The following is a 22,681-nucleotide window of genomic DNA, read 5'->3' as shown; positions in this document are numbered from 1 at the left end:
GCACTACCGGTGATCGGTCTATTTCGCGATCAGCGCATGGCGTCGGCTGTACAGCAGGTACAGCACCAGGCCGGCCACGTTCCACAACAGGAAGTACAGCTGGGTGGTGTGCGGCAGGCTGATGAACAGGTAGATGCAACCCAGCGCGGCCAGCGGGCCAACCACGAAGGCCAGCGGCGTGCGGAACGTGCGCGCGCGGTCCGGCTCGCGCAGCCGCAGCACCACCAGGCAGATGCCTACCGCAGTGAACGCGGCCAGGGTACCGGCGTTGGCCAGTGCGGCAATCTCGTCCAGGCGCGCCACGCCGGCCAGCGCGGAAACCACGACCGCAGTGAACAGCGTGGTTGCCACCGGCGTGCCGGTACGTGCGTTCACCTTGGACAGGCGACGCGGCAGCAGGCCGTCGCGGCTCATCACGAAGAAGATGCGGCTCTGGCCGTACAGGAAGGCCAACAGCACGGTCGGCAGGGCGATGATCGCGATCACGCCGATCACCATCGCCGCGGTCGGATGGCCCAGCTGGCGCATGATAAGGGCCAGCGGCTCGGCGCTGTGGCCGAATACCGCGTAGCTCATCGCACCCACGGCGGCCAGCGCCACCAGCACGTAGACGATGGTGCAGCCGATCATCGAACCGATGATGCCGATCGACAGGTCGCGGCCCGGGTTCTTGGTTTCCTCGGCGGCGGTGGAGATCGCATCGAAGCCGTAGAAGGCGAAGAAGATGATCGCCGCTGCCGCCATCACGCCGTGCTCGACGCCGTCGGGGCCCATCGACTTGGCGAAGCCGTACGGCATGAACGGCTGCAGGTTGGCGCTGTCGAACGCGGGCAGGGCCACCGCCACGAAGATGGCCAGCGCGATCAGCTTGAACACCACCAGGATGGCGTTGAGCGTGGCGCTTTCCTTGGTGCCGGCCATCAGCATGCCGGCCACCAGCCAGGTGATGATGATCGCCGGCAGGTTGATCATGCCGCCTTCCACGTGCGGGCCGGCCGCCAGCCAGGCCGGCAGGTGCACGTTCCAGCCGAACTGGGTGTGGACCCATTCGAGGAAGCCGACGAAGTAGCCGGACCAGCCCACCGCCACCGTACTCACCACCAGCGAGTACTCCAGGATCAGGCTCCAGCCCACCACCCAGGCGAACACCTCGCCCAGCGCACTGTAGCTGTAGGTGTAGGCACTGCCGGCGGCGGGCATCATCGTCGACAGCTCGGCGTAGGACAGCGCCGCGCAGGCACAGACCGCACCGGCGATGGCGAAGGAGATCAGCACGGCCGGGCCAGCCAGGTTGGCACCGACGCCGATCAGCGTGTAGATGCCGGTACCGACGATGGCGCCGATGCCCAGCGCGATCAGGTGCGGCCAGCTGAGCGTCGGGATCAGGCGCCTGCCGGCTTCGTGGACGGTGACGGAATCTAGGGACTTGCGCCGGAACAGGGACATGCAGGCCTCGGAAGGGGTGACTTAGAACGACAAGTTCCCGAGTGTGACCGAACGCAGCGCAGCATTACCACTGACGGGGGTCATGATTGCCGGCAGTGCGCGCTGCACCGCGACCAGACTGCCGGAATCGGCATAAAGCAGGCCGGGTCGCCAGAGGCGGTGCCGGCGAACAGCAGGGCCAGGCCGAGCAGCGGCAGCCGCCCGTTCACCCGTTCAACCCGAGCCGGATGCCGAACCCCACCAGGAACAGGCCGGCCACGCGGCGCAGCGCATCGCTGATCCGCGGGTGCTGGATCAACCGGCGGCGGGCCAGGTTGCCCACGCCGATCAGCATCGAGCAGTAGGCGATGCTGACCACCAGGATGATGCCGGCCAGGGCCGCGAAGGTCGCGATGCCCTGGTGCGCCTTCGGATCGATGAACAGCGGCAGGAAGGCCATGTAGAACAGGATCGCCTTCGGATTGAGCAGGCTGACCAGGATCGCCTGCTGGAAATAGCGGCCGGGCTGCATGCGGATCGGGCCAGCGTCGCCACCCTCGTGCTTGGGCGTGCGCAGCAGGCTGATGCCCACCCACACCAGGTAGGCCGCACCCAGGTACTGCACGGCGTGGAACACCAGCGGGTTGGCCTTGAGCAGTGCGGCCACGCCGGCCAGCGCCAGCCACATCAGGATCTGGTCGCCGACCAGCAGGCCGGCCAATGCAGTGTAGCCGCCACGCACGCCGCCACGGCCGGTGGCGGTCAGCAGGGTGAAGGTGCCGGGGCCGGGCAGGGCGAGAAACACCAGCACGGCGACCAGAAACGTCCACAGGTCCTGGATGCCCATCCACGGCATGGCGGTGTTCTCTCTTACGCGGGGCCGCCATTGTCGGCCAGCACCACGGCGGAGGACAGGGGGCCGGTGGGGCCAACCGGCATGCCAGACAGCAGCGGTTGCAGGTGCTGGCGCAGCTGCGCGTGCAGCTGCCGCACCGCGGGTGAGAACTGCTTGCGGTGCGGGCACACGAGATGCAGTGGAATGTGGCTGCCGAAGCCGTCGAGCAGCAGCTGCAGGCGCCCGGCCAGCACGTCTTCGCGCAGGTCCAGCCAGGATTTGTAGGTGATGCCTTCGCCGGCCACGGCCCAGCGCCGCACCACATCGGCGTCATCGCAGACCAGCGGGCCGCGCACCGGTATCACCGCCCGGCGGCCGTCGACGTCGAATGACCAGCGATCGTAGGCACGACCGCTGAGCTGGTAGACCAGGCAATCGTGCTCACGCAGATCTTCCAGGCGCGTGGGCGTGCCACGCCGCTGCAGGTAATCGGGCGAGGCCGCCAGTACGCGCCGATTGCCTTCCAGCAGGGGCAGGGCGACGTAGTTGGCGTCGTCGAAGTGGCCGATGCGGATGGCCACGTCGACCGGGTCGCGGAACACATCGGCCACTTCATCGGACAGGCGCAGGTGCAGGCGCAGCCGGGGATGGGACGCGCGGAACGCGCTCAGCCAGGGCAGCAGCAGGTTGCGGCCCAAGTCCGACGGCGCCGACAGCTGCAGGGTGCAGTGCAGTTCGGCGTCCTCGGCCTGCACGCGCGCCTGGCCCTCGCGCAGGGTGGCCAGCACGTCCTGTGCGTAGGGCAGGTACAGCGCGCCCTCGCCGGTCAGGCGCAGGCTGCGGGTGGTGCGCACGAACAGGCGCAGGTCCAGCTCGCGTTCCAGCCGCGCCACTGCCGCGGCGACCTGCCCCGGCAGCAGGTCGGCCTCGCGGGCCGCTTGCGAAAAGCTGCCCAGCGCAGCAGTGCGGACGAACAGCTGCAGATCGTCGAAGCGGATCATCTTCATCGCCAGAGTGAAAGTGCTGCCCGATTCTGCGCCTTTCTGCGAGACCGCGTGCGGCGCAACCTGTCGCCTCCTCCCCCACTGGACCGCTGCCATGCGCGCCATTGCCTACACCCAAGCCGGCCTGCCGATCGATGATCCCCAGGCCCTGATCGACCTCGAACTGGAGTTGCCGCAGCCCGGCCCGCGCGACCTGCGCGTGGCGGTGCGCGCGGTGGCGGTGAACCCCGTCGACACCAAGGTCCGCCGAGGCGTGGCCACCGACGGCCCGCGCGTGCTGGGCTGGGATGCGGTCGGCATCGTCGATGCGGTGGGCAGCGAGGTGACCCTGTTCCAGCCCGGCGATGCGGTCTACTACGCTGGCGTCATCGATCGCCCGGGCAGCAATGCCCAGTACCAGTTGGTGGACGAACGCAGCGTCGGCCGCAAGCCGGCCAGCCTCGATGACGCCGCTGCCGCCGCACTGCCGCTGACCGCGATCACCGCCTGGGAGCTGCTGTTCGACCGCCTGCGCATTCCCGAGGACGGGGGCGAAGGCCAGACCCTGCTGGTGATCGGCGCTGCCGGTGGTGTCGGCTCGATCCTGGTGCAGTTGGCGCGGAAGCTCACCAGGCTGACCGTGATCGGCACCGCCTCGCGCCCGGAGACCCAGGACTGGGTGTATGCGATGGGCGCCCACCATGTGATCGACCACCGCCTGCCACTGGCCGAGGGCCTGGCGCGGCTGGGCATCAGCGAGGTGCAGCACGTGGCCAGCCTGACCCATTCCGACCAGCACTACGCGCAGATCGTGGAGCTGCTGGCGCCGCAAGGGCAGTTCGGCCTGATCGATGACCCGGGCCAGGTGGATGTGATGGCGCTCAAGCGCAAGGCGTTGTCACTGCACTGGGAATCGATGTTCACCCGCCCGCTGTACCGGACGGCGGACATGCAGCGCCAGCACGACCTGTTGAACCGGGTGGCCGAGCTGATCGATGCCGGCGTGCTGCGGACCACGCTGGGCGAGCACTTCGGGCGCATCGACGCGGCCAACCTGCGCCGCGCCCACGCGCTGCTGGAAAGCCACCGCGCCAAGGGCAAGATCGTGCTGGAAGGCTGGTAAGGCTCCTGTAGAGCCGAGCCCACGCTCGGCTGCCGTTCGCGCGTGGGCGTCAGCCGAGCATAGGCTCGGCTCTACGGAGCTTCATCCACACATGGCGTGGATCAGCCGTGTCGACCAGGGTCGACACCTACCAACAGCTGCGGGAACCACGGCTCACGCCACGCCGTTGTCGACGTGTTCGGCGAAACCGGGCTGCTCTCGCAGGCGCTCGAACCATGCGACGAGGTGGGGCAGCGCGGGCTTGCTGCCCGGCGTGCTGCGCCAGCGTTGGGTCGACAGCCCCAGCACGATATCTGCAAGGGTGAAGGTGCTGCCCGCCACATAGGCATCGGTGGCGGCCAGCTGGGCTTCAAGCACACCCATCAGCCGGTTCCACTGCGCCAGGCTGGCCTCGGCGCGGGCATCGTCCGGATAGTCCGGATGCTGGCGCACGCGCGCCATGAACACGTGGCGCCAGGCACTGTTGAGATCGCTGGCCTGCCAGTCCATCCACTGCTCCACCCGCGCACGGGCCTGCGCCGCACGTGGCAGCAGATCCTCGCGTCCGGCGCGCGCGGCAAGGTAGCGGCAGATGCTGTTGGATTCCCACAGTACGAAGTCACCATCGCGCAGCACCGGCACCTGCCGGTTGGGGTTCAGCGTGGCCAGCAGATCAGGTGGGGGGACCGGCTCGTGATGCAGGGGCAGATCCAGCCCCGCGCACAGCCACAGTACCTTGCGCACGTTGATGGAAGTGGGCTTTCCGTATAGAGCGGGCATGGTCCTGACGCAGCAGCTGAGACTCGGCCAGCCTACACTTGCCCCATGCAAACCGAATACCTGCTCATTGCCGGCCTTCTATTGGCCGTGCTCATCCTGCAACTGGTCGCCCTGCTGCGCCGTCCGCCGCATGACCGCCTGGAACAGGCCGTGCGCGAGGAGGCCCGCGCCGGGCGCAGCGAACTGCGCGAACAGCTCGATGGCTTCGCCCGCGCGCTGACCGATCTGTCCACCCGCACCGACCAGCGCCTGGACCTGCTGCGCGAAGCGCTGGGCGAAGATGCCCGCAAAGCCCGCGCTGAAGTGGCCGACAGCCAGCAGCGCGGCGCAGCGTTGATGGGGCAGCGGCTGCAGGAACTGCGCGGCCAGCTGGAGACCTTCGGCCAGCAGCAGGAGGCACGCATCCATGCGTTTGGCCAGCAGCTGCAGGAGCTCACTGCGCGTACCGATACCCAGCTCGGGGCGCTGCGCCAGACCCTGGTGGACGATGCACGCAAGGGCCGCGAGGAGGGCGCGCAGTCGCAGCAGCGCCTGACCGACAGTCTGGGCCTGCGCCTGCAGGAACTGACCCAGCGCAACGAGCAGCGCATCGCCGAGATGCGTGCCACGCTGGAGGAACAGCTGCGCGCGCTGCAGAACGACAACGCCCAGAAGCTGGAGCAGATGCGCCACACCGTGGACGAGAAGCTGCAGTCGACGCTGGAAACGCGGCTGGGCAACTCCTTCAAGCTGGTCTCCGAGCGCCTGGAACAGGTGCAGCGTGGCCTCGGCGAGATGCAGCAGCTGGCCACCGGCGTGGGCGACCTCAAGCGCGTGCTGACCAACGTCAAGAACCGCGGCAGCTGGGGCGAAGTGCAGCTGGAGAACATCCTCGAGCAGACACTCACCCAGGAGCAGTACGCGCGTGCGGTGAGGGTGCGCCCGGATAGTGGCGAGATGGTCGATATCGCCGTGCGCCTGCCGGGCCGCAGCAGCGACGACACGCCGGTGTGGCTGCCGATCGACTCCAAGTTCCCGCGCGAGGATTACGAGCGCCTGCTGGACGCACAGGAACAGGGCGATGCCGAGGGCGTGCGCCTGCAGGGCATCCAGCTGGAGCGCGCGGTGCGCGTGCAGGCCAAGTCGATCTGCGACAAGTACATCGTGCCACCGCACACCACGGACTTCGCGGTGATGTTCCTGCCCACCGAAGGCCTGTATGCCGAGGTGATCCGGCGCCCGGGCCTGGTCGACCTGCTGCAGCGCGAGCACCGTGTGGTGGTGGCCGGACCGACCACGGTCACCGCGTTGCTCAACAGCCTGCAGATGGGCTTCCGCACCCTGGCCATTGAAAAGCGATCCAGCGAAGTGTGGGGCCTGCTGGGTGCGGTCAAGAGCGAGTTCGGGAAGTTCGCCGGCATCCTGGAAAAGGCCGAGAAGCAGATCACTACCGTTGGCCGCAGCATCGGGGAGGCCAGCCGCAAGACCCGTACCATCGAACGCCGCCTGCGTGGCGTGGAGTCGCTGGCGTCCGAACAGGCGCAGTCGCTGCTCGGCGACCTGGCCGAGGGTGATGCGGTGGCCGAGGAGGAAGGCAGTGACGGCGAGGGCGACGAGGCCTGAGCCACACTGACACGCCGCCTGCATCGCCGATGGGTATGCTGGCGGCCTGTCCGCTTCGACCAGGTACCGCCATGCGCCTGCCCCGCTTCACCAGCCTTGTCCTGACCGCGCTGCTCGCCGCCTGCAGCAGCACGCCAACGACCGTGGACACGACCACGCAGGCCGCCTCCAGCACCCCCGAAGCGGACGAGGCGTACCGCGAAGCGCGCGACGTGGACTGCCAGGCCGCCGGTGGCACCCTGCAGCGGCTCGGCCGGCTGCAGCGCGAGCAGTGCGTGATTCCCTATGCCGACGCCGGCAAGGCCTGCAGCCGCAAGAGCGACTGCAGCGGCCAGTGCCTGGCCACGGGCGACGTGGCCGCCGGCAGTGCCGTCACCGGTACCTGCCAGCGCGACGTGCGCCAGAACTTCGGTTGCCGCCAGCGCATTGATGACGGCAAGGCGCAGGGCACGATCTGCGTGGATTGAATCCTGCCTGTAGAGCCGGGCCCACGCTCGGCTGATGCCACAGCAGCCGAGCGTAGGCTCGGCTCTACAACCGCGCGCACAGCGCTATGCTGGTGGGCCATTTCCCGCTGTTGCCGGAGCCCCACGTGAGCACCCCGATCCAGGACATTTCCCTCACCACCATCGACGGCCAGCCGTCCTCGCTTGCCGACTACCAGGGCAAGGTGCTGCTGCTGGTCAACGTCGCCTCCAAGTGCGGCCTGACCCCGCAGTACGAAGGCCTGCAGGCGCTGTATTCGGAAAAGCACGCGCAGGGCCTGGAAGTGCTGGGCTTCCCCGCCAACAACTTCCTCGGCCAGGAGCCGGGCAGCGAGGCGGAAATCCAGCAGTTCTGCCAGCTTACCTACGACGTCAGCTTCCCGATGTTCTCCAAGATCAGCGTGGCCGGTGACGACACCCACCCTCTGTATCAGCAGCTGACCGCCGCCCAGCCGCAGTCGATCGGCGAGGGTCCGCTGCGTGAGCGCCTGGCGAGCAAGGAGATTCCGATCCACGCAGCGCCGGCAGTGCTGTGGAACTTCGAGAAGTTCCTGGTTGGCCGCGACGGCGAGGTCATCGCCCGCTTCGCCCCGGACGTGGCTGCCGATGACGCGCGCCTGCGCGACGCTATCGAGGCCGCGCTGGCGGCTTGAGGAAAGCGTGCCAACCGAGGTTGGCATCTGCCGGAAAGAAAAACCCCGCCGAAGCGGGGTTTTTCATGCGCTGCAGGCTGGACTCAGTGCGTCCACTGCGGCATCGGCATCGCATCGACCGGGATCGGCGAATTGGCATCGTCGTGGCCACGGTCGCGCTTGCTGCGCAGATCGTTCTCGATCTGGTAGTTGCGGCGCTGCATCCACGCATCGCGGACCAGCGAGTACTCGTCCACGGCGGTGTCACGCAGGTCGTCGACCGCCAGCAGCTGCGCGCGGGTATCCACCAGCTGCAGGCCCTGCAGGCCGATGCGGACCTTGTCCTCCTCGATGCGGCGGATCGGCGACAGCGGAATGTCACCGGCCAGGCCGAATACATCGCGTACGGTGCGCGGGCCGAAGAACGGCAGTTCCACGTAGCGCGAACGCCGCCAGCCCCACGCACCCAGGGTCTGGCCGAAGTCTTCATTGCGGCGCGGCACCATCGCCTTGCTGGCCGGATCGAACAGGCCACCGATGCCCAGCGTGCTGTTCATCAGAAAGCGGCCGAGGCTGTCCCAGGCATCGGCACCGCGGCCCTGCAGCAGCTGGTTGGTGATGGTCACCGGTGCCCGCAGGTTGCTGAAGAAGTTGCTGACGCCGGTGCGGGCGAAGCGCGGCACTACGTGGGTATAGGCCGTGGCCAGCGGACGGGCAATGCCGCGGTCGACCGCGTTGTTGAACTTGTGCACCTTGCGGTTGAACGGTTCCCATGGGTCGTAGGCTGCCGCACTGCCGGTGTTGCCGCTGCCGCCATAGAGGGCATCGAAGTCGTCATCACCACCGGGGGCGGTCGCCGCTGCGGCCCTGGCCGCATCGGTGTCGGCGCCGCGGGCCGGTACGGAGGGTGCCGTGGCCGGTGCAGGGGCGGCAACCACGGCTGCGGCCGGCGCGGCATCAATCGTAGCGGTATCGGCGGTGGGGGCGGAGGCCTCGGCGACGGTGCTGGCCGGGACCACGGTACTGGCTGCCGGTGCATCGCTGCGTGCGGGCTTGCCCGCGCAGGCGGTCAGCGCGGCGGCCAGGACGATCAAGGGGAGAGTGCGTACGACGTTCATGTCAGCTCGCAGCAGAAGTAGCGTTGAAATCCAGATCGGGCGACAGCCGGTAGGCTGCGCTCAGCTCGTTGTAGCCGGCCGGCGCGCCGGAGACGACCAGTGGGTGACCGCTCCTGCGCGCGCGTGCCGCCAGCTCGGCCAGCAGCGCCAGGCCGGCGCTGTCCACGCGGTCCACCTCGCCCAGCTCCAGCCGTGACAGCTTTGCCGGCAGGGCCTGCAGCTGCGGCCACAGCGAGATCACCGCGGCACGGTCGAGCACCCCGCGCAGGCGCAGGGTGTCGCCTTCCAGCAGTGCCAGTGCGTTACTTGCCATTGCCCGCGGGCCCGGCCTGCATGCTGCCGCTGTGCAGTTCGCTGGCCACCTGCTTGATGCCCTTCTGGCGCAGCGGGGTATCGAACTGGTTGCGGAAGGTCTGCACGTAGGAAATGCCTTCAATGTTGACGTCGAAGATCTTCCACTGGCCGTTCACGTTGCGCATCCAGTACTCGACCGGAGTCGGCTCGTTGCCGGCGCGCACCAGTTCGGTGCTGACACGCACGCCACGATTGCCCGGCAGCGGGCTTTCACCCTTCAGGCGGAAGCTTGGCTTGCCCTGGATGTTGAGCAGGGTCGAGCCGTAGCGCTGCATCAGGCTGTCGGCCATCGCATCGGCGAACAGCTTGATGTCGGCGTCGGAAGCGCCGCGGGCGTGCGGGCCCAGCACCAGACGCGCGGCGTAGTCGCGGTCGAAGGTGCGGGTCAGTTCGCTGTCGATGTAGCTGCGCAGGCTGGCCGGGTTGCTGGTGAACTCGCTCTTGCGCTGCTGCAGCGTGGACAGGATGCGGCTGCTGGCATCGATCACCACCTTGCCGGCCTGGCTCTGCGTTGCGGCAGCGGCAGGTGCGGCGGCCTGGGCCTGGGCCAGGAACGGGGTGGCTGCCAGCAGCGCCGAGGCGAGCAGGGCCGGGATCAGTTTCATTTTCATGGTTGCGGTTCCGTTGCAGGCGCCTGCGCGCCATCGTTGGGCTTCTGAGCAGTGCCGCCACCGGCGCCGCCACTGAACATGTACTTGCCGACCAGCTGGATCAGGTCCACGGCCGGCTGGGTGAAGACGATCTCGTCGCCGGCCTTCAGCACGTCCGGGTCACCGCCCGGCTGCAGACCGATATAGCTCTCGCCGAGCAAACCACTGGTGAAGATGCCGGCCGAGGTGTCCGCCGGCAGGTCCTTGACCTTGCTGTCCATGCGCAGCGTCACGATGGATTCGAACTTCACCGGGTCCAGGTCGATCGAAGCGACCTGGCCGACGGTCACGCCGCCGATCTTCACCGGCGCCTGCTTGCGCAGCTGGCCGACCTGGGAGAAGCGCGCCTTCAGGTCATAGCCCTCACTGCCCCAGCTCCAGCGCTGGTTGGTCGAGGCCACGGCCAGCACCAGCAACGAGGCCAGAGCCAGCAGCAGGAAGGCGCCGACAGAGAATTCAAGTCTGGGACCGCGGATGGCCATGTGGATTACCTGATCGAGTCGTGGTGGCCGCGCGCGCCTGCGCACCGCCGGTGGAGGGGTTAGGTGAACAACATTGCCGACAGCACGAAGTTGAACATCAGCACCAGCAGCGAGGCGTTGACCACCGCACGGGTGGTCGCCACTGAAGTGCCTTCAATGGTCGGCTCGGCGTGGAAACCAACATAGGCGGCCACCAGCGCGGCAGTGCCGCCGAAGATCGCCGACTTCAGCATCGCCACGCCGAAGTCGTCCCAGAAATCCACGCTGTTGCGCAGCGCCGACCAGAACACGCCGTTGTCCAGGCCCAGCACGTGCACGGCTTCGAAGTAGCTGGCGCTGATCGCCAGCGAACAGAAGATGCCGGTCAGCAACGGCACGGTCAGCACCGCCGCCCAGAAGCGCGGCGCTACCGCCTTGGCCACCGGGTCGATCGCCATCAGCTCCAGCGCCTTGATCTGGTCGGTGGCACGCATCAGGCCCAGTTCGGCCGCGATCGAGCTGCCGGCGCGGCCGATGAACAGCAGCGCGGTCAGCACCGGTGCCAGCTCGCGGTACAACGACAGGCCGAGCAGGGTCGACAGCGCGTCGGCCGCACCGAAGGTGGTCAGCGTGCGGTAGCCCTGCAGTGTCAGCACCAGGCCGACAAAGGCACCGCCGACGGCGATGATGGGCAGCGAGCGCGCGCCGATCTTGTAGATCTCGCGGGTCAGCTCGGCAAGGAAATCACGCGTGGGCAGCGAACCGCGCAAAACGGTCAGCGAGAAAAGGCCGGCGCGGCCAAGCGAACGGGTGGCTTGGACGAACGGCATCAGGCGACCCTCGCGCGCGGCGCGGCATCGAACGGGATGGGGCCATCGGGCTGGCCATGCAGGAACTGCCGCAGCAGCGGGTCCTGGCTGGACTGCAGCGCCTCGGGCGTGCCCTGGAACACGATGCCGCCATTGGCGATCGCGATCACCTGGTCGCAGATCGGCAGGGTCTCGTGCACGTGGTGGCTGACGATGATGCTGGTCAGGCCCAGGCTGTGGTTGAGGCGCTGGATCAGGCTCATGATCACCCCGGAGGCGATCGGATCCAGCCCGGTCAGCGGCTCGTCGTAGATCATCAGTGGCGGGTCCAGCGCCAGCGCACGGGCCAGCGCCACACGGCGCGCCATGCCGCCGGACAGCTCGCGCGGCCAGGCATCGGCGGCGGCCAGCAGGCCCACCGCATGCAGCTTCATTTCCACCAGGCGGCGCAGCACGGCGGTCGGCAGGCGGGTGTGCGTGCGCAGCGGCAGGGCGACGTTTTCGGCCACAGTGAGGTCGGTCAGCAGGCCATTGCCCTGCAGCAGCACGCCCACGCTCTTGCGCATTTCCAGCAGTGCGCCGCTGTCATGCGGGATCGGCTTGCCGAACAGGGTGACCTCGCCGGCGACCGGGCGCAGTTCGCCGGTCAGCGCCGCCAGCAGGGTCGACTTGCCGCTGCCGGACGGACCGAGCACGGCAGTGATGCTGCCCTTGAGCACCTGCAGCGACACGTCGCGCAGGATCGTGCGCCCGCTCCGGTCGATGCGGACGTTGGATAACTGCACCAGACTGGAGGTGGAAGCCGACATGGGCACCATTAACGTTTTTTAGACATCGAAGGATCGGGCCCGTCGGCTGAACATAAGCAGACTGGACGGTCCAGTATTGTTGCACGGCAAGGCCTCGCGTAGGCCGGGACAATCGGCCGGCGGGCCGGAACAATCCGTACCGCTGGCGTGCCAACCATTGAATACTGCCTGCCGTGCTGCACACTGTGCATGATGAGTGACCCGGGCAGCGATTTCCGCCTCTACCATTCCAATTCCCTGGACGTGCTGGCCGCGCTGCTGGCGCGCAACGTGCGTGTGCCGGTGCAGGGCCAGCCGCTGCTGGCGCCGGAAGTGGTGCTGATCCCGCAGGTGGCGATGCGGCGCTGGCTGCAGGCGACACTGGCCGCGGAATTCGGCGTCGCCGCCAACCTCCAGTTCCTGACCCCCGGCGAGTTCGTGGCGCGCGCGCTGAAGGCCAACGTCAGCGGTGAGCAGGACGATCTGGACGCCGCCGGCCTGCACTGGAAGCTGTATCAGGCACTGCGCGACCCGGCGCTGCTGGCGCAGCCGCCGATGCGCGCGCTGCAGTCCTATCTTGCCGGCGATGACGCATTGAAACCCTGGGCGCTGGCCGGCGAGCTGGCCTCGGTGTTCGAGAAGTACCAGGCCTGGCGCCGCGACTGGCTGCTGCGCTGGGCAGCCGGTGCCGATCCGGCCGACCCGCAGGCGATCCTGTGGCGCACCATCACCCGCGGCCGCGACTACCGCGCCCGCCGCATCCAGGAGTACCTGGACCGCTTCGAAGGCGCCGGCCAGCCGCTGCCGCAAGGCCTGCCGCCGCGCATGTCTGCGTTCGCAACGCTCAACATCTCGCCTGACGTGCTGCGGGTGATGGCCACCCAGGCCCGGGTGGGCGAGCTGCACTTCTACATGCCCACCCCGGTGCAGTCGTACTGGGGAGATCTGCAGACGCTGGCCGAGCGCCTGCGCAGTGGCGCACCGGATCCCTTCGGTGAAGCGGCCGGCGAGAACCGGCTGCTGGAAGCGTGGGGTGCGGCCGGGCGCGACTTCATGGCGGTGCTGGGCAGTTACGAGGTGGTGCATCCGGCCGGCGAAATCGCCGCCTATTCCGATCCGGAGGAGGACACCGGGCCAAGCCTGGACGAAGGTGGCCTGTCCGACAGCCTGCTGCATCGCCTGCAGCGTGACCTGTTCCACCGTCGCGCGCTGCCCTCGGGTGAACTGCGCGACGGCCTGCGCAGCGACGACCCCAGCCTGCAGGTACACGCCTGCCACACCCGCCTGCGTGAGTTGCAGGTACTGCACGACCAGCTGCGCAGCCTGCTGCAGGACCCGCGCTTCGACCCGCCGCTGCAGGCGCGCGAGATCGCGGTGCTGGCGCCGGACATCGATCCCTATGTGCCGTACCTGGAAGCGGTGTTCGGCGGTCGCGGCGGCGAGGAGGAACACATTCCGTATGCCCTGGCCGACAGCAGTCCGCTGGCGGGCGAGCCGCTGGCCGATGTGTTCGTGCATCTGCTGGGCCTGCCGGTCTCGCGCTTTGGCCTGAACGAAGTGCTGGACCTGCTGGCCAGCGCGCCGCTGGCCGAAGCGGCCGGGCTGGAAGCGGTGGACTTCGACCGCCTGCATGGCTGGCTGCAGCAGGCCGGCGCACGCTGGGGCCTGGACGCAAGACACCGCAACCAGCACCAGGCACCGGCCGACGACGCCTACACCTGGCAGTTCGCGCTGGATCGCCTGGTACTCGGCCATGCCACCGGCAGCGAGGCCGACGTGGCCGGCGTGGCGCCGTGGATCGAACTGGAAGGCGGCGCGCTGGACGCGCTGGACCGGTTGCTGCGCCTGCTGCGCGTGCTGGCGGTCTACCAGCGACGCCTCGGCGAGCTGCTGACACCGGCGCAGTGGCGGCAACGCCTGCTGTCGCTGCTGGATGCACTGCTGCCCACCGCGCCCAGCTCGCCCAACAGCCAGCGCGCGCTGGAGCGCCTGCGCAAGCTGCTCAACCAGTTCGCCGACGATGCCGCCAAGGCCGGTTTCGAAGACGGCGTGCCGCCGGAGGTGGTGCGTTCGCACTTCGCCGGCGTACTGGGGGAGGCCGATACGCGCGCACCGCTGCTGACCGGTGGCATCAGTTTCGGCCGCATGGTGCCGATGCGGCTGCTGCCGTTCCGGGTGATCTGCGTGCTCGGCCTCAACGATGGCGATTTCCCGCGCCGGGACCCGGCCGCGGGCCTCAACCAGCTCACCGCCGAGCTGGATACGCCGCGCCGCCGTCCGGGCGACCGCTCCACCCGCGAGGATGACCGCTTCCTGTTCCTGCAGCTGTTCGCGGCCGCGCAGGAGGTGTTCTATCTCAGCTATCTCGGCGCCGATCCGCGCGATGGCAGCGTGCGTGAGCCGTCGGTACTGGTCAGCGAACTGATCGATGCCGCCGCCGCATATCACCTCGATCCGACTGCGGCGGTCCGCGACTTCACCGTGCGTCACGCGTTGCAGCCGTTCTCGCCAGCCGCGTTCGGTGATGGCGATCCACGCCGCTTCAGCTATCGCCGCCAGTGGCATCCGGCCGCCGGTCGCCTGACCGGCCAGCGCGGTGGCCTGCAGCCGTGGTTCGATGCACCGTTGCCGCCGCCGCTCGACGATGCGGTGGAAGACGAGGTCGCACTCGATACCCTGCGCCGCTTCCTGTGCGACCCGGCCGGGCAGTTCCTCGCACAGTCGCTGGGCCTGCGCCTGGCCGACGATGTCGAGGAGGTCGATGACCTGGAACCGCTGGTGCTGTCGTCGCGCGGGCCGGAAAAGCGCAGCGTGCAGGCGGCGGTGGTACGCGCCACGCTCAGCGGCGATGCCGAGCCGTTGTACCCGCGGCTGCGCGCGCGTGGCCTGCTGCCGTCGGGTCCATTGGGCGAGCGCCAGTTCGAGGTAGAGCAGTTGAAGACACGCCCGTATGCCAGTGCGCTGCTGGGCTGGATGCAGGGCGAACCACTGGAAAGCCGTCGCTACGAAGTGGACATCGATGGCGTGCGCCTGCATGGCCGCGTGGCCGATCGGCATCCCGAAGGGCTGGTGCGCCTGCGTGCCGGCACACTCAATGGCAATGCAGTGATCCGCCACGGCCTGGACTGGCTGCTGGCGAACGCGGCGGGCGATGCGCTGCCGCTTGTGCAGTTCCATGATGGTGGCGACGCCGGTCCCGGCCCGCATGTACTGCCGGCACTGAGCGTTCCCGCTGCACGTGCGGCGCTGCGTGCGCTGCTGCAGCTGCGCCAGCGTGGCCTGCGCGAGCCGCTGCGCTTTGCCCCGTACACCGGCTGGGTGCTGTACAACGCGCCGGCAGAAAAGCAGCGCAGCGAAGGCTGGAAGCAGTGGCACGGCAGCGACCGCAGTTGGGGTGAATCCAGCAGCGACGCCTGGCAGCTGCTGCTGCGCGGTGCCGATCCATTTGCCACCGACGCCGGCTATGCCGACCTGCTGCGCAACAGCCAGGTGGTCTTCAGCGCGGTGCGCGAAGGCCGCGCTCTCGGCGCCGAAGCACGCCAGGAGGGCAACGCATGAACACCGCCATCGCCGAAGACGGCATCGAATCCCTCAGCCGTGATCCCTACCTGGCCCTGCCGCTGGACGGCATCCGCCTCATCGAAGCCAGCGCCGGCACCGGTAAGACCTTCACCCTGGCCACGCTGTTCACCCGCCTGGTGGTGGAGCAGGGCCTGCGCATCGGCCAGATCCTGGCAGTGACCTTCACCGATGCCGCCACCCAGGAACTGCGCAAGCGCATCCGCGAGCGCCTGGCGCTGGCCGCGCGCCTGGTCGACCTGGAAGCGGCCGACGGTGAAGCACCGGAGGTGCGATTGACCCGCGACGTGCTGCAGCGCCATCTGCAGGGCGGCACCGAGAGCGCCGCCGCACTGAAACGCCGCCTGCAGGTGGCCGCAGACGAGATCGACCTGGCGTCCATCTTCACCATCCACGGCTTCTGCACCCGCGTGCTGCGCGAGCATGCGCTGGAAAGCGGCCACACCTTTGATCCGCCGGAACTGCTGGCCAGTGACCGCGAGCTGCTGGAGGAGCTCGCGGCCGATCTGTGGCGCGTGCATGCCAATGACCCGGCCACGCTGGAGCCGCTGACCTGGCTGTGGTCCAACCCGGATGCGCTGGCGGCCGATCTGCGCGCGTTGCTGGCTACGCCGCCTCTGCACCCGTTGCCACGGCCGGTGGCAACGGCCGATCCACACCCAGCATTGCAGGCCACCGCCGCCGAACTGCAGCAGGCGCTGCGCGAGCATGGCGAGCAGTTCTTCATCGACCTGTGCGATGCCGTCGACAACAAGTGGCTCAACGGCGTGTCCTACAAGCTGGGCTGGCTGCATCCGCTGGGCCGGCAGCTGCTGGCCTGGGCCGAGCGCGCCGACCCGCGCGAGCTGCTGATCAGCGAACGCCTGCCGGCGCTGCTGCCGGAGGCGTTGGCCGCCAAGACCAACAAGAAATTCGCCGAGCGCACGCCGTCGTCGCCATTGCAGGAACCGTTGGCGCGCTATGTCGTGCTGCTGGCCGAACGCGATGCCTGGTTGCGTGCCACCGCATTGAATTTCCTGCACGCGCTTCGCGCCGACGCCACGCAGCGGCTGCAGGCACTGAAGCGCATCCGCCGGGTGCAGACCTACGACGATCTGATCGATGGCGTAGCGCTCGCCCTGGAAGGCCCGCAGCGACTGACGCTGGTCAGGCAGCTGCGCGCGCAGTACCGCATCGCGCTGGTTGATGAGTTCCAGGATACCGACGATCGCCAGTGGGGCATCTTCCACACCGTGTTCGGTGATTCGCCGGAGGTGCGCGAGCTGGACCTGGCACCGGCGTTGTTCCTGATCGGCGACCCCAAGCAGGCGATCTACGGTTTCCGCGGCGGTGATATCCACACTTACCTGAAGGCCAAGCAGGTGGCGCAGCAGGCGCCGGTACTGGACCAGAACTTCCGCTCGCGACCCGCTGTGCTGCGCGCGCTGCAGGCGCTGTACGACAACGCTGGCGAAGACGCCTTCCTCGAACGCGACATCCAGTTCGAGCCGGTGCGGCCCGGTGGCGTGCGCAGCGATGCGGACTACCAGCGCGACGGCCATGCCGCCGCGGCGCTCACCCTGCGCGTGCTGCGCAGTGGCGGTGACAAGGCGATGAGCGCCGATGCCTCGCGCGATGCGGCGACCCAGGCCTGCGTGGCCGCGATTCACCAGATCCTGGTCGAGGCGCGTGCGGGCAATGCCGTGTTGCGTGGGCGCCCGGTGCAGCCCGGTGACATCGCGGTGCTGGTGCGCTCGCATCGCGAGGCCACCCTGGTGCAGCGCGCACTGGCCGCGGTCGGCATTCCGGCAGTGGCAGCCGGCAAACAGAGCCTGTTTTCCACGCCTGAAGCGCGTGATCTGCGTGCGCTGCTGCTGGCACTGCTGCAACCGGCCGACGAGGGCCGCCTGCGCGCAGCGCTGGCCACGGTACTGCTCGGCCAGCGCGCCAGTGCGATTGCGGCGATGGAGCGCGACGGCGACCTGCAACGCGGGTTCCAGGCGCAGCTGCTGCACTGGCGAGAGCGCTGGCAGCGCGGCGGGCCGTTCGCGGTGATCGCCGATGTCTGTGCCGCGCAGGGCGAGCGCCTGCTGGCGCTGATCGATGGCGAGCGCCGCCTGACCAATTACCTGCAGCTGGGTGAACTGCTGCAGGAGGCCTCGGCGCAGGCGCTGGGCATGCATGGCCTGCTGGACTGGCTGCAGGGGCAGATGGCCAGCGCCGACCAGGATGACGAGCAGCAGCTGCTGCGCCTGGAATCGGATGCGCGCCGCGTGCAGATCATCACCCTGCACAAGAGCAAGGGCCTGGAGTATCCGCTGGTGTTCCTGCCCTTCGTCGGCATCGACGGCGGCGCACCGAACACGGCCTCGCACTGCACCGTGCACGTCGGCGGCCAGCGCCAGTTGCACTGGAAGCTGGACAAGGACGAGGCCTGGGAAGCGGCCACCGCGCAGCGCGAACGCGAGCAGCGCGCCGAGGATGCGCGCCTGCTGTATGTGGGACTGACCCGCGCCGAGCATGCGCTGTGGATCGCCGTGGGTGATCTGGCCGGGCTCGGCAAGACGCGGCTGGCGCCGCTGCTGGGTGACCTGCAGGCGCTGCGCGCGCTCGCCGATGTGCACATCGATGACAGCGAGGCGCCGGCCACGCTGCCGCAGCTGGCGGCCGAAGTGGAAGGTGAGCTTCCAGCCGTGCGTGCACTGACCCGGCGCGTGCCGCACGACTGGTGGGTGTACAGCTTTACCCAGCTGGCCCACGCAGATGCAGGCGTTGGCAGCGATATCGAAGCAGCCGCCACCGAGCTGCCGGCACCGGCCGCCGACGAACCGGCCGGCCCGGAACTGCCATTGGAACCGGCGCTGCCTGAACCCACCGCGGCCGCCGAGGACAACGCCCCGCTCGATCCGCGCTTCATGGGCAGTCGCTTCGGCAACGTGCTGCATGAGGCGATGGAGAACGTCGACTTTGCTGCATGGGCGGATTGGCAGCCGGGCCTGGAAGCCCCTGAGGGGCAGGCCGAGGTGCTGCGCAAGGCGCTGCACGACGAAGGCTATGCCGATGTCGATCTGGACGACGGCGTGGCCGTGCTGGTGCCGCTGGTTGGCCACACGCTGACCGTGCCGCTACCCGAAGGCGGTGCGCTGCACAGCCTGGGTGAAGGCGAGCGCCGCGCAGAAATCGACTTCCATTTCGCCATCGAACCGACCACGGTGCCGGCGCTGCTGCAGGTCCTTCATGCGCACGGCGTTTCCAGTGGTCGTCGAGGCTTCGGCCAGCGTCGCCGCCTGGAAGGGCTGATGACCGGCATGATCGACCTGACCTACGTGCGCGACGGGCGCTGGTACGTGCTCGACTACAAGTCCAACCGCCTGCCCGGCTACAGCCCGGACCTGCTGGCCATTGCCATGCGGCACAGCGAGTACGACCTGCAGGCGCTGATCTACACCGTGGCCCTGCATCGCTGGTTGCGCTTCCGCCTGGGCGCGGCGTACGACTACGAGCGCGACATGGGCGGCATCCGCTATCTGTTCTGCCGTGGGCTGGACGGCACCGGCAACGGCGTGCATGCGGACCGCTTCCCGTTCGCGCTGGTGGATGCCTTGGACGCGCTGTTCGCCGGTGGCGAACAGGCCCAGGCCGAACTGGCCACGCGTGCCCGCGGAGCCAGCGCATGAGCCTGTTGCAGGAGCTCTACCGCAATGGCCAGCTGCGCACCCTCGACCATGCACTGGCGACCAGCCTGCAGCGGCTGCGCGACGACACCCCGGACACCGTGGCGGTGGCCGCTGCGCTGGCCTCGCTGGCGGTGTCTCACGGTCACGCCGCGTTCGACCCGGCGCAACCGCAGCGGCTGCTGGAAGGCATACCCCAGTGGCCTGCCGCACAGGACTGGCTGGCACAACTGCGCGCATCGCAGTGGGTGGCGACACCGGAGCGGGCCGACGCCGTCGCCGATGACGCGCCACTGGTGCTGGAAAACGGACTGCTCTACCTGCGCCGTTATCGCGAATACGAGCGGCAGCTGGCGGCCGGCCTGCAGCGTATCGGCCGGCATCCCGTGCCAGCGCCCGACGTGGCGGCGCTGGCACCGTTGTTCGCGCGCCTGTTCCCGCAGGCGCTGGACAGCGAGGACCACCAGGCACGCGCGGCCGGTGTGGCCCTGCGCCACCCGCTGGCGTTGATCACCGGTGGCCCCGGCACCGGCAAGACCACCACCATCGCGCGCCTGCTGCTGCTGCTGGCGGCGCAGGCCCAGCAGGCCGGCCAGCCACTCCCCGAAGTGGCGTTGGCTGCCCCCACCGGGCGCGCCGCCGAGCGCATGGCCGAGAGCCTGCGCCTGGCCATGCAACGCGTGCAGGAACAGGGGCTGGACCCGGCACTGTGCGCGGCGCTGCCCGGTACCGGCACCACCCTGCATCGACTGCTCGGCGTGATTCCCGATTCTCCGCGCTTCCGCCACCACGCCGACAACCCGCTGCCGGTGGACGTCGTGGTGGTCGACGAAGCCTCGATGATCGACCTACCGATGATGGCCAAGCTGGTCGATGCGATCGCCAGCGGCACCCGGCTGATCCTGCTCGGCGATCCCGACCAGCTGCCGTCGGTGGAAGCGGGCGACGTGCTCAGCGCGATCCTGCGCGCCAGCGGTGATGGCATCGGCACCCGCGCCGATGATGCGCAGGCACTGCAGGGTCTGTTGGCACCGGCCACGTTGCAGCCGCAGGCCGCGCCGCGCGCCTTCGCCGGCCGCCGCGTGCAGCTGCAACGCGGTTACCGGCAAAGCGATGCGCTGGATCTGGCACCGCTGGCGCATGCCGTGCGCGAAGGCGACAGCAGCACCGCATTGCAGCTGCTGCGCGGTGGGTCGCTGGCAGGCGTGCATTTCCACGAAGGCGAGGCCGATCCATTGCGCGGCCAGCGCGAGCACCTGCTGGGCCACTGGCGTGCACTGGCAGACGCGGCCGATCCAGCGCTTGCCCTGCAGCAGGCCGGGCGCCTGCGCGTGCTGACCGCGTTGCGCGAAGGCCCGCAGGGTGCGCGCGGGCTCAACAGCCGCATCGAACAGCTGCTGGCTGGCAACACCCCGGGCTACTTCCAGGGCCGCCTGCTGCTGGTTACCGAGAACAGCTACCGGCATCGCCTGTTCAACGGCGACATCGGTATCTGCCTGCGCGACGACAGCGGCGCGATGGTGGCCTGGTTCCCGGGCGACACCGTCGAGCAGCCACGCGCCTTCCACCCGGCCGCACTGCCCGCGCATGAAAGCGCCTTTGCGATGACCGTGCACAAGGCACAGGGCTCGGAGTTCGATGAAGTGTGGCTGCAGCTGCCACGCCAGGACAGCCGCGTGCTCTCGCGCGAGCTGGTCTACACCGGCCTGACCCGCGGCCGCCAGGTACTGCATGTGGCCGGCAGCGCCGACGTGCTGCAGGCGGCGTTGAAGCGCCACGCCAGCCGGCTGGGTGGTCTGGCCTGGCGGCTGGGTGCGGAAGACGTGATCGAAGCACCGGCGCCCATCGAGCAACCCACGGTGCAGGGCCAGTTGTTCTGAACCGGGGTCGGATCCCGTTCCCACCGGGAACGGGCTCTGAACCCGGTCGCCCCGATGTCGCATTTGCCCTTTGATGACGCCGTCGGCGCTACCTATCCTGCGTTGCTACCCCACGACACAGGAACCGGCACATGGCGCTTATCGCCCTGGATGACCCACGCTGGGCCGAACTGCAGCATGCCTATGGAGCTGCGGATGACATTCCGGAGCTGCTGGCCAATCTCAGTATCCCGAAAAACGAAAGATCGGAAGACGATCCGATTGAAGACACCTGGGAAGAATTGTGGAGCAGCTTGTGCCATCAAGGGGATGTCTACAGCGCTTCGTTTGCGGCTGTGCCGCATATTGTTGATGCGCTTCTGCGGCAGCCAGAGCTCTTGATGTTTGACTTTGTTGGGCTGCCGGTCAAGATCGAAGTCGAGCGGAGGGAGGCTGGAATCTCAATTCCTGAATCCGTGGAGCCTCAGTACTCAGAAGCGCTCCAGAACCTTGCATGCTTCGCCGCAAGCGTAATCCTCGATAAACATGACAAGAGTATGAGTTCAGCGTTGCTGACAGCGCTTGCCCTGGCCCATGAGAACACGGGTGTCGCGCGGATGCTTGGGCAGATAACTGCTTACGAGGCTGATGAAGCGGTCGATCTGTTCCTGAATCGCTAGCCAGAAGCAGTCGAGCATGGCTCGACTCTACAAAAGCGTACTTCGATCATTCCGACGTTCATCCACGCATGGCGTGGATCTACCGTGTCGACCAAGGTCGACACCCACCAGAGCAGAACGCCGTGCCGGCAGATCGCAGGAAACTGTCGAAGGCGGGGTGGGTCCGGTTGAGGGGGCGTGAGCCGCATGGGCCCGAGGCATGCGTCGGGCGGGTTGGGCAGGACGCCCAACCCCGGTCTTGCCGTGTGCGCAGGACAGCGCACACGAGCAAGCGGCGACCGAGCTTACATGGACGTACTTGCAGCGTCCCCCTCAACCGGACCCACCCCGCCTACCCACGGATAGCACGCATTTGACGTTGCTGTTGACGTTGTTTCGGCAGGTGCAGGGCGCAGCCCTGCCGCCAAACCTACTCCGGCATCAGCACCAACCCATCCGGGAACACGATCGCCGCTTCATCGGCACCCACATCGAAGAAGCCCACGCCGTGCTTCTCGGCCAGGTCCTGCACGCGGCCGTGCGCGCGCTCGGCCACCGAATAGGCAAACGCGCCGTAGATCACCTCGCGGCCGATGCTGTACTCGGTCACTTCGGCACGATCGTCATCGTCGTTGCTCAACGGGCCGTTCAACGGCGGGAAGTCCTGCGCCATCTCCGCAAACCACGCTTGCAGCGCCGGGCTGCTGACCGCCGGGTCGTCGTACTCGTGGCGCTCGTTCCACTGCGTCTGCTTCTCGAACCAGGCGATGAAGGCCGCCGCTTCGCGCGGGGCCGCGCTGGCCTCGAACACCATCATGTCGTAACTCATTGAACCGTCCTGTGGGGATTGCGAGTGGCCGCCGGGCATGGCCCGGCGCTACCGGGCCACGATGGTAGCGCCGGGCCG

19 protein-coding genes are annotated in these 22,681 nt (G+C 68.4%); 8 read left to right on the top strand and 11 right to left on the bottom strand.

The features are described from left to right. Window positions 1-18 precede the first annotated feature (18 nt). The 3 genes from AC5P8J_RS16210 to AC5P8J_RS16200 form a co-directional block, all read right to left on the bottom strand. On the bottom strand, window positions 19-1,446 hold the full coding sequence (locus tag AC5P8J_RS16210) for an amino acid permease (RefSeq protein ID WP_019658787.1): 1,428 nt from the start codon (window positions 1,444-1,446) through the stop codon (window positions 19-21). 205 nt (window positions 1,447-1,651) lie between these two features. Further along, complete coding sequence (gene leuE / locus AC5P8J_RS16205) at window positions 1,652-2,281, bottom strand: leucine efflux protein LeuE (RefSeq protein WP_005411716.1); 630 nt, start codon at window positions 2,279-2,281, stop codon at window positions 1,652-1,654. A 14-nt stretch (window positions 2,282-2,295) separates the two neighbouring features. Further along, entirely contained in the window at window positions 2,296-3,267 is a 972-nt protein-coding gene (locus AC5P8J_RS16200; RefSeq protein ID WP_495216957.1) for a LysR family transcriptional regulator, read from the bottom strand. A gap of 91 nt (window positions 3,268-3,358) precedes the next feature. Between AC5P8J_RS16200 and AC5P8J_RS16195 the strand changes: the two genes are divergently transcribed. Continuing rightward, window positions 3,359-4,366, top strand: coding sequence for a zinc-binding alcohol dehydrogenase family protein (locus AC5P8J_RS16195; RefSeq protein ID WP_021203282.1), 1,008 nt, complete (start codon window positions 3,359-3,361; stop codon window positions 4,364-4,366). A 153-nt stretch (window positions 4,367-4,519) separates the two neighbouring features. Here AC5P8J_RS16195 and AC5P8J_RS16190 read toward each other — a convergent pair whose 3' ends face one another. Then, on the bottom strand, window positions 4,520-5,125 hold the full coding sequence (locus AC5P8J_RS16190; RefSeq protein WP_021203283.1) for a glutathione S-transferase family protein: 606 nt from the start codon (window positions 5,123-5,125) through the stop codon (window positions 4,520-4,522). A 45-nt stretch (window positions 5,126-5,170) separates the two neighbouring features. On the opposite strand from AC5P8J_RS16190, the gene AC5P8J_RS16185 reads away from it, so the two are divergent. The 3 genes from AC5P8J_RS16185 to AC5P8J_RS16175 all read left to right on the top strand — a co-directional run bounded on the left by AC5P8J_RS16185 (window position 5,171) and on the right by AC5P8J_RS16175 (window position 7,865). After that, entirely contained in the window at window positions 5,171-6,727 is a 1,557-nt protein-coding gene (locus AC5P8J_RS16185) for a DNA recombination protein RmuC (protein ID WP_019658781.1), read from the top strand. A gap of 71 nt (window positions 6,728-6,798) precedes the next feature. Then, a complete protein-coding gene (locus AC5P8J_RS16180; protein ID WP_019658780.1) occupies window positions 6,799-7,194 on the top strand; it encodes a hypothetical protein in 396 nt (131 codons plus the stop codon). A 125-nt stretch (window positions 7,195-7,319) separates the two neighbouring features. Beyond that, on the top strand, window positions 7,320-7,865 hold the full coding sequence (locus AC5P8J_RS16175) for a glutathione peroxidase (RefSeq protein ID WP_031270126.1): 546 nt from the start codon (window positions 7,320-7,322) through the stop codon (window positions 7,863-7,865). 83 nt (window positions 7,866-7,948) lie between these two features. Here the strand turns inward: AC5P8J_RS16175 and AC5P8J_RS16170 are convergent, their stop codons facing one another. From AC5P8J_RS16170 to AC5P8J_RS16145, 6 genes are read right to left on the bottom strand one after another with little or no spacing between them, the layout of a single operon-like run. Continuing rightward, window positions 7,949-8,962, bottom strand: coding sequence for an MlaA family lipoprotein (locus AC5P8J_RS16170; RefSeq protein WP_227854400.1), 1,014 nt, complete (start codon window positions 8,960-8,962; stop codon window positions 7,949-7,951). 1 nt (window position 8,963) lies between these two features. After that, complete coding sequence (locus AC5P8J_RS16165) at window positions 8,964-9,275, bottom strand: STAS domain-containing protein (protein ID WP_021203287.1); 312 nt, start codon at window positions 9,273-9,275, stop codon at window positions 8,964-8,966. Next, window positions 9,265-9,927 carry an MlaC/ttg2D family ABC transporter substrate-binding protein gene (locus AC5P8J_RS16160; RefSeq protein ID WP_021203288.1) on the bottom strand — a complete coding sequence of 221 codons (663 nt, stop codon included), beginning with the start codon at window positions 9,925-9,927 and terminating at the stop codon, window positions 9,265-9,267. The genes AC5P8J_RS16165 and AC5P8J_RS16160 overlap by 11 nt, the downstream gene beginning before the upstream one ends. Continuing rightward, window positions 9,924-10,448, bottom strand: a complete 525-nt coding sequence (gene mlaD / locus AC5P8J_RS16155; protein ID WP_021203289.1) for an outer membrane lipid asymmetry maintenance protein MlaD — start codon at window positions 10,446-10,448, stop codon at window positions 9,924-9,926. Before mlaD ends, AC5P8J_RS16160 begins: the two co-directional genes overlap by 4 nt. A gap of 59 nt (window positions 10,449-10,507) precedes the next feature. Further along, complete coding sequence (locus tag AC5P8J_RS16150) at window positions 10,508-11,257, bottom strand: MlaE family lipid ABC transporter permease subunit (protein ID WP_005414955.1); 750 nt, start codon at window positions 11,255-11,257, stop codon at window positions 10,508-10,510. Continuing rightward, window positions 11,257-12,045 (bottom strand): ABC transporter ATP-binding protein, encoded by a 789-nt coding sequence (locus AC5P8J_RS16145; protein WP_111104074.1) that lies wholly within the window; start codon window positions 12,043-12,045, stop codon window positions 11,257-11,259. Before AC5P8J_RS16145 ends, AC5P8J_RS16150 begins: the two co-directional genes overlap by 1 nt. Window positions 12,046-12,234: 189 nt before the next feature. Between AC5P8J_RS16145 and recC the strand changes: the two genes are divergently transcribed. The 4 genes from recC to AC5P8J_RS16125 all read left to right on the top strand — a co-directional run bounded on the left by recC (window position 12,235) and on the right by AC5P8J_RS16125 (window position 21,795). Then, window positions 12,235-15,582 (top strand): exodeoxyribonuclease V subunit gamma, encoded by a 3,348-nt coding sequence (recC, locus tag AC5P8J_RS16140; protein ID WP_227854402.1) that lies wholly within the window; start codon window positions 12,235-12,237, stop codon window positions 15,580-15,582. Next, window positions 15,579-19,259: an exodeoxyribonuclease V subunit beta gene (gene recB, locus AC5P8J_RS16135; protein ID WP_227854403.1), complete on the top strand. Its 3,681-nt coding sequence runs from the start codon at window positions 15,579-15,581 to the stop codon at window positions 19,257-19,259. The genes recC and recB overlap by 4 nt, the downstream gene beginning before the upstream one ends. Next, window positions 19,256-21,136 carry an exodeoxyribonuclease V subunit alpha gene (gene recD / locus AC5P8J_RS16130; protein ID WP_111104068.1) on the top strand — a complete coding sequence of 627 codons (1,881 nt, stop codon included), beginning with the start codon at window positions 19,256-19,258 and terminating at the stop codon, window positions 21,134-21,136. Before recB ends, recD begins: the two co-directional genes overlap by 4 nt. A 131-nt stretch (window positions 21,137-21,267) precedes the next feature. Then, on the top strand, window positions 21,268-21,795 hold the full coding sequence (locus tag AC5P8J_RS16125) for a hypothetical protein (RefSeq protein ID WP_111104067.1): 528 nt from the start codon (window positions 21,268-21,270) through the stop codon (window positions 21,793-21,795). A 409-nt stretch (window positions 21,796-22,204) separates the two neighbouring features. Here the strand turns inward: AC5P8J_RS16125 and AC5P8J_RS16120 are convergent, their stop codons facing one another. Continuing rightward, entirely contained in the window at window positions 22,205-22,603 is a 399-nt protein-coding gene (locus tag AC5P8J_RS16120) for a hypothetical protein (RefSeq protein WP_227854404.1), read from the bottom strand. Window positions 22,604-22,681: the final 78 nt, after the last annotated feature.

It is taken from the genome of Stenotrophomonas sp. YJH_SMC_37 (assembly GCF_059370035.1).
This window is presented reverse-complemented; position numbering and strand designations above follow the sequence as displayed.

Excerpts from the sequence above, each read along its gene's own strand:
- AC5P8J_RS16210 (WP_019658787.1), bottom strand. The coding sequence starts at position 1,446 with ATGTCCCTGTTCCGGCGCAAGTCCCTAGATTCCGTCACCGTCCACGAA.
- leuE (WP_005411716.1), bottom strand. The coding sequence starts at position 2,281 with ATGCCGTGGATGGGCATCCAGGACCTGTGGACGTTTCTGGTCGCCGTG.
- AC5P8J_RS16200 (WP_495216957.1), bottom strand. The coding sequence starts at position 3,267 with ATGAAGATGATCCGCTTCGACGATCTGCAGCTGTTCGTCCGCACTGCT.
- AC5P8J_RS16195 (WP_021203282.1), top strand. The coding sequence starts at position 3,359 with ATGCGCGCCATTGCCTACACCCAAGCCGGCCTGCCGATCGATGATCCC.
- AC5P8J_RS16190 (WP_021203283.1), bottom strand. The coding sequence starts at position 5,125 with ATGCCCGCTCTATACGGAAAGCCCACTTCCATCAACGTGCGCAAGGTA.
- AC5P8J_RS16185 (WP_019658781.1), top strand. The coding sequence starts at position 5,171 with ATGCAAACCGAATACCTGCTCATTGCCGGCCTTCTATTGGCCGTGCTC.
- AC5P8J_RS16180 (WP_019658780.1), top strand. The coding sequence starts at position 6,799 with ATGCGCCTGCCCCGCTTCACCAGCCTTGTCCTGACCGCGCTGCTCGCC.
- AC5P8J_RS16170 (WP_227854400.1), bottom strand. The coding sequence starts at position 8,962 with ATGAACGTCGTACGCACTCTCCCCTTGATCGTCCTGGCCGCCGCGCTG.
- AC5P8J_RS16165 (WP_021203287.1), bottom strand. The coding sequence starts at position 9,275 with ATGGCAAGTAACGCACTGGCACTGCTGGAAGGCGACACCCTGCGCCTG.
- AC5P8J_RS16160 (WP_021203288.1), bottom strand. The coding sequence starts at position 9,927 with ATGAAAATGAAACTGATCCCGGCCCTGCTCGCCTCGGCGCTGCTGGCA.
- mlaD (WP_021203289.1), bottom strand. The coding sequence starts at position 10,448 with ATGGCCATCCGCGGTCCCAGACTTGAATTCTCTGTCGGCGCCTTCCTG.
- AC5P8J_RS16150 (WP_005414955.1), bottom strand. The coding sequence starts at position 11,257 with ATGCCGTTCGTCCAAGCCACCCGTTCGCTTGGCCGCGCCGGCCTTTTC.
- AC5P8J_RS16145 (WP_111104074.1), bottom strand. The coding sequence starts at position 12,045 with ATGTCGGCTTCCACCTCCAGTCTGGTGCAGTTATCCAACGTCCGCATC.
- recC (WP_227854402.1), top strand. The coding sequence starts at position 12,235 with ATGATGAGTGACCCGGGCAGCGATTTCCGCCTCTACCATTCCAATTCC.
- recB (WP_227854403.1), top strand. The coding sequence starts at position 15,579 with ATGAACACCGCCATCGCCGAAGACGGCATCGAATCCCTCAGCCGTGAT.
- recD (WP_111104068.1), top strand. The coding sequence starts at position 19,256 with ATGAGCCTGTTGCAGGAGCTCTACCGCAATGGCCAGCTGCGCACCCTC.
- AC5P8J_RS16125 (WP_111104067.1), top strand. The coding sequence starts at position 21,268 with ATGGCGCTTATCGCCCTGGATGACCCACGCTGGGCCGAACTGCAGCAT.
- AC5P8J_RS16120 (WP_227854404.1), bottom strand. The coding sequence starts at position 22,603 with ATGAGTTACGACATGATGGTGTTCGAGGCCAGCGCGGCCCCGCGCGAA.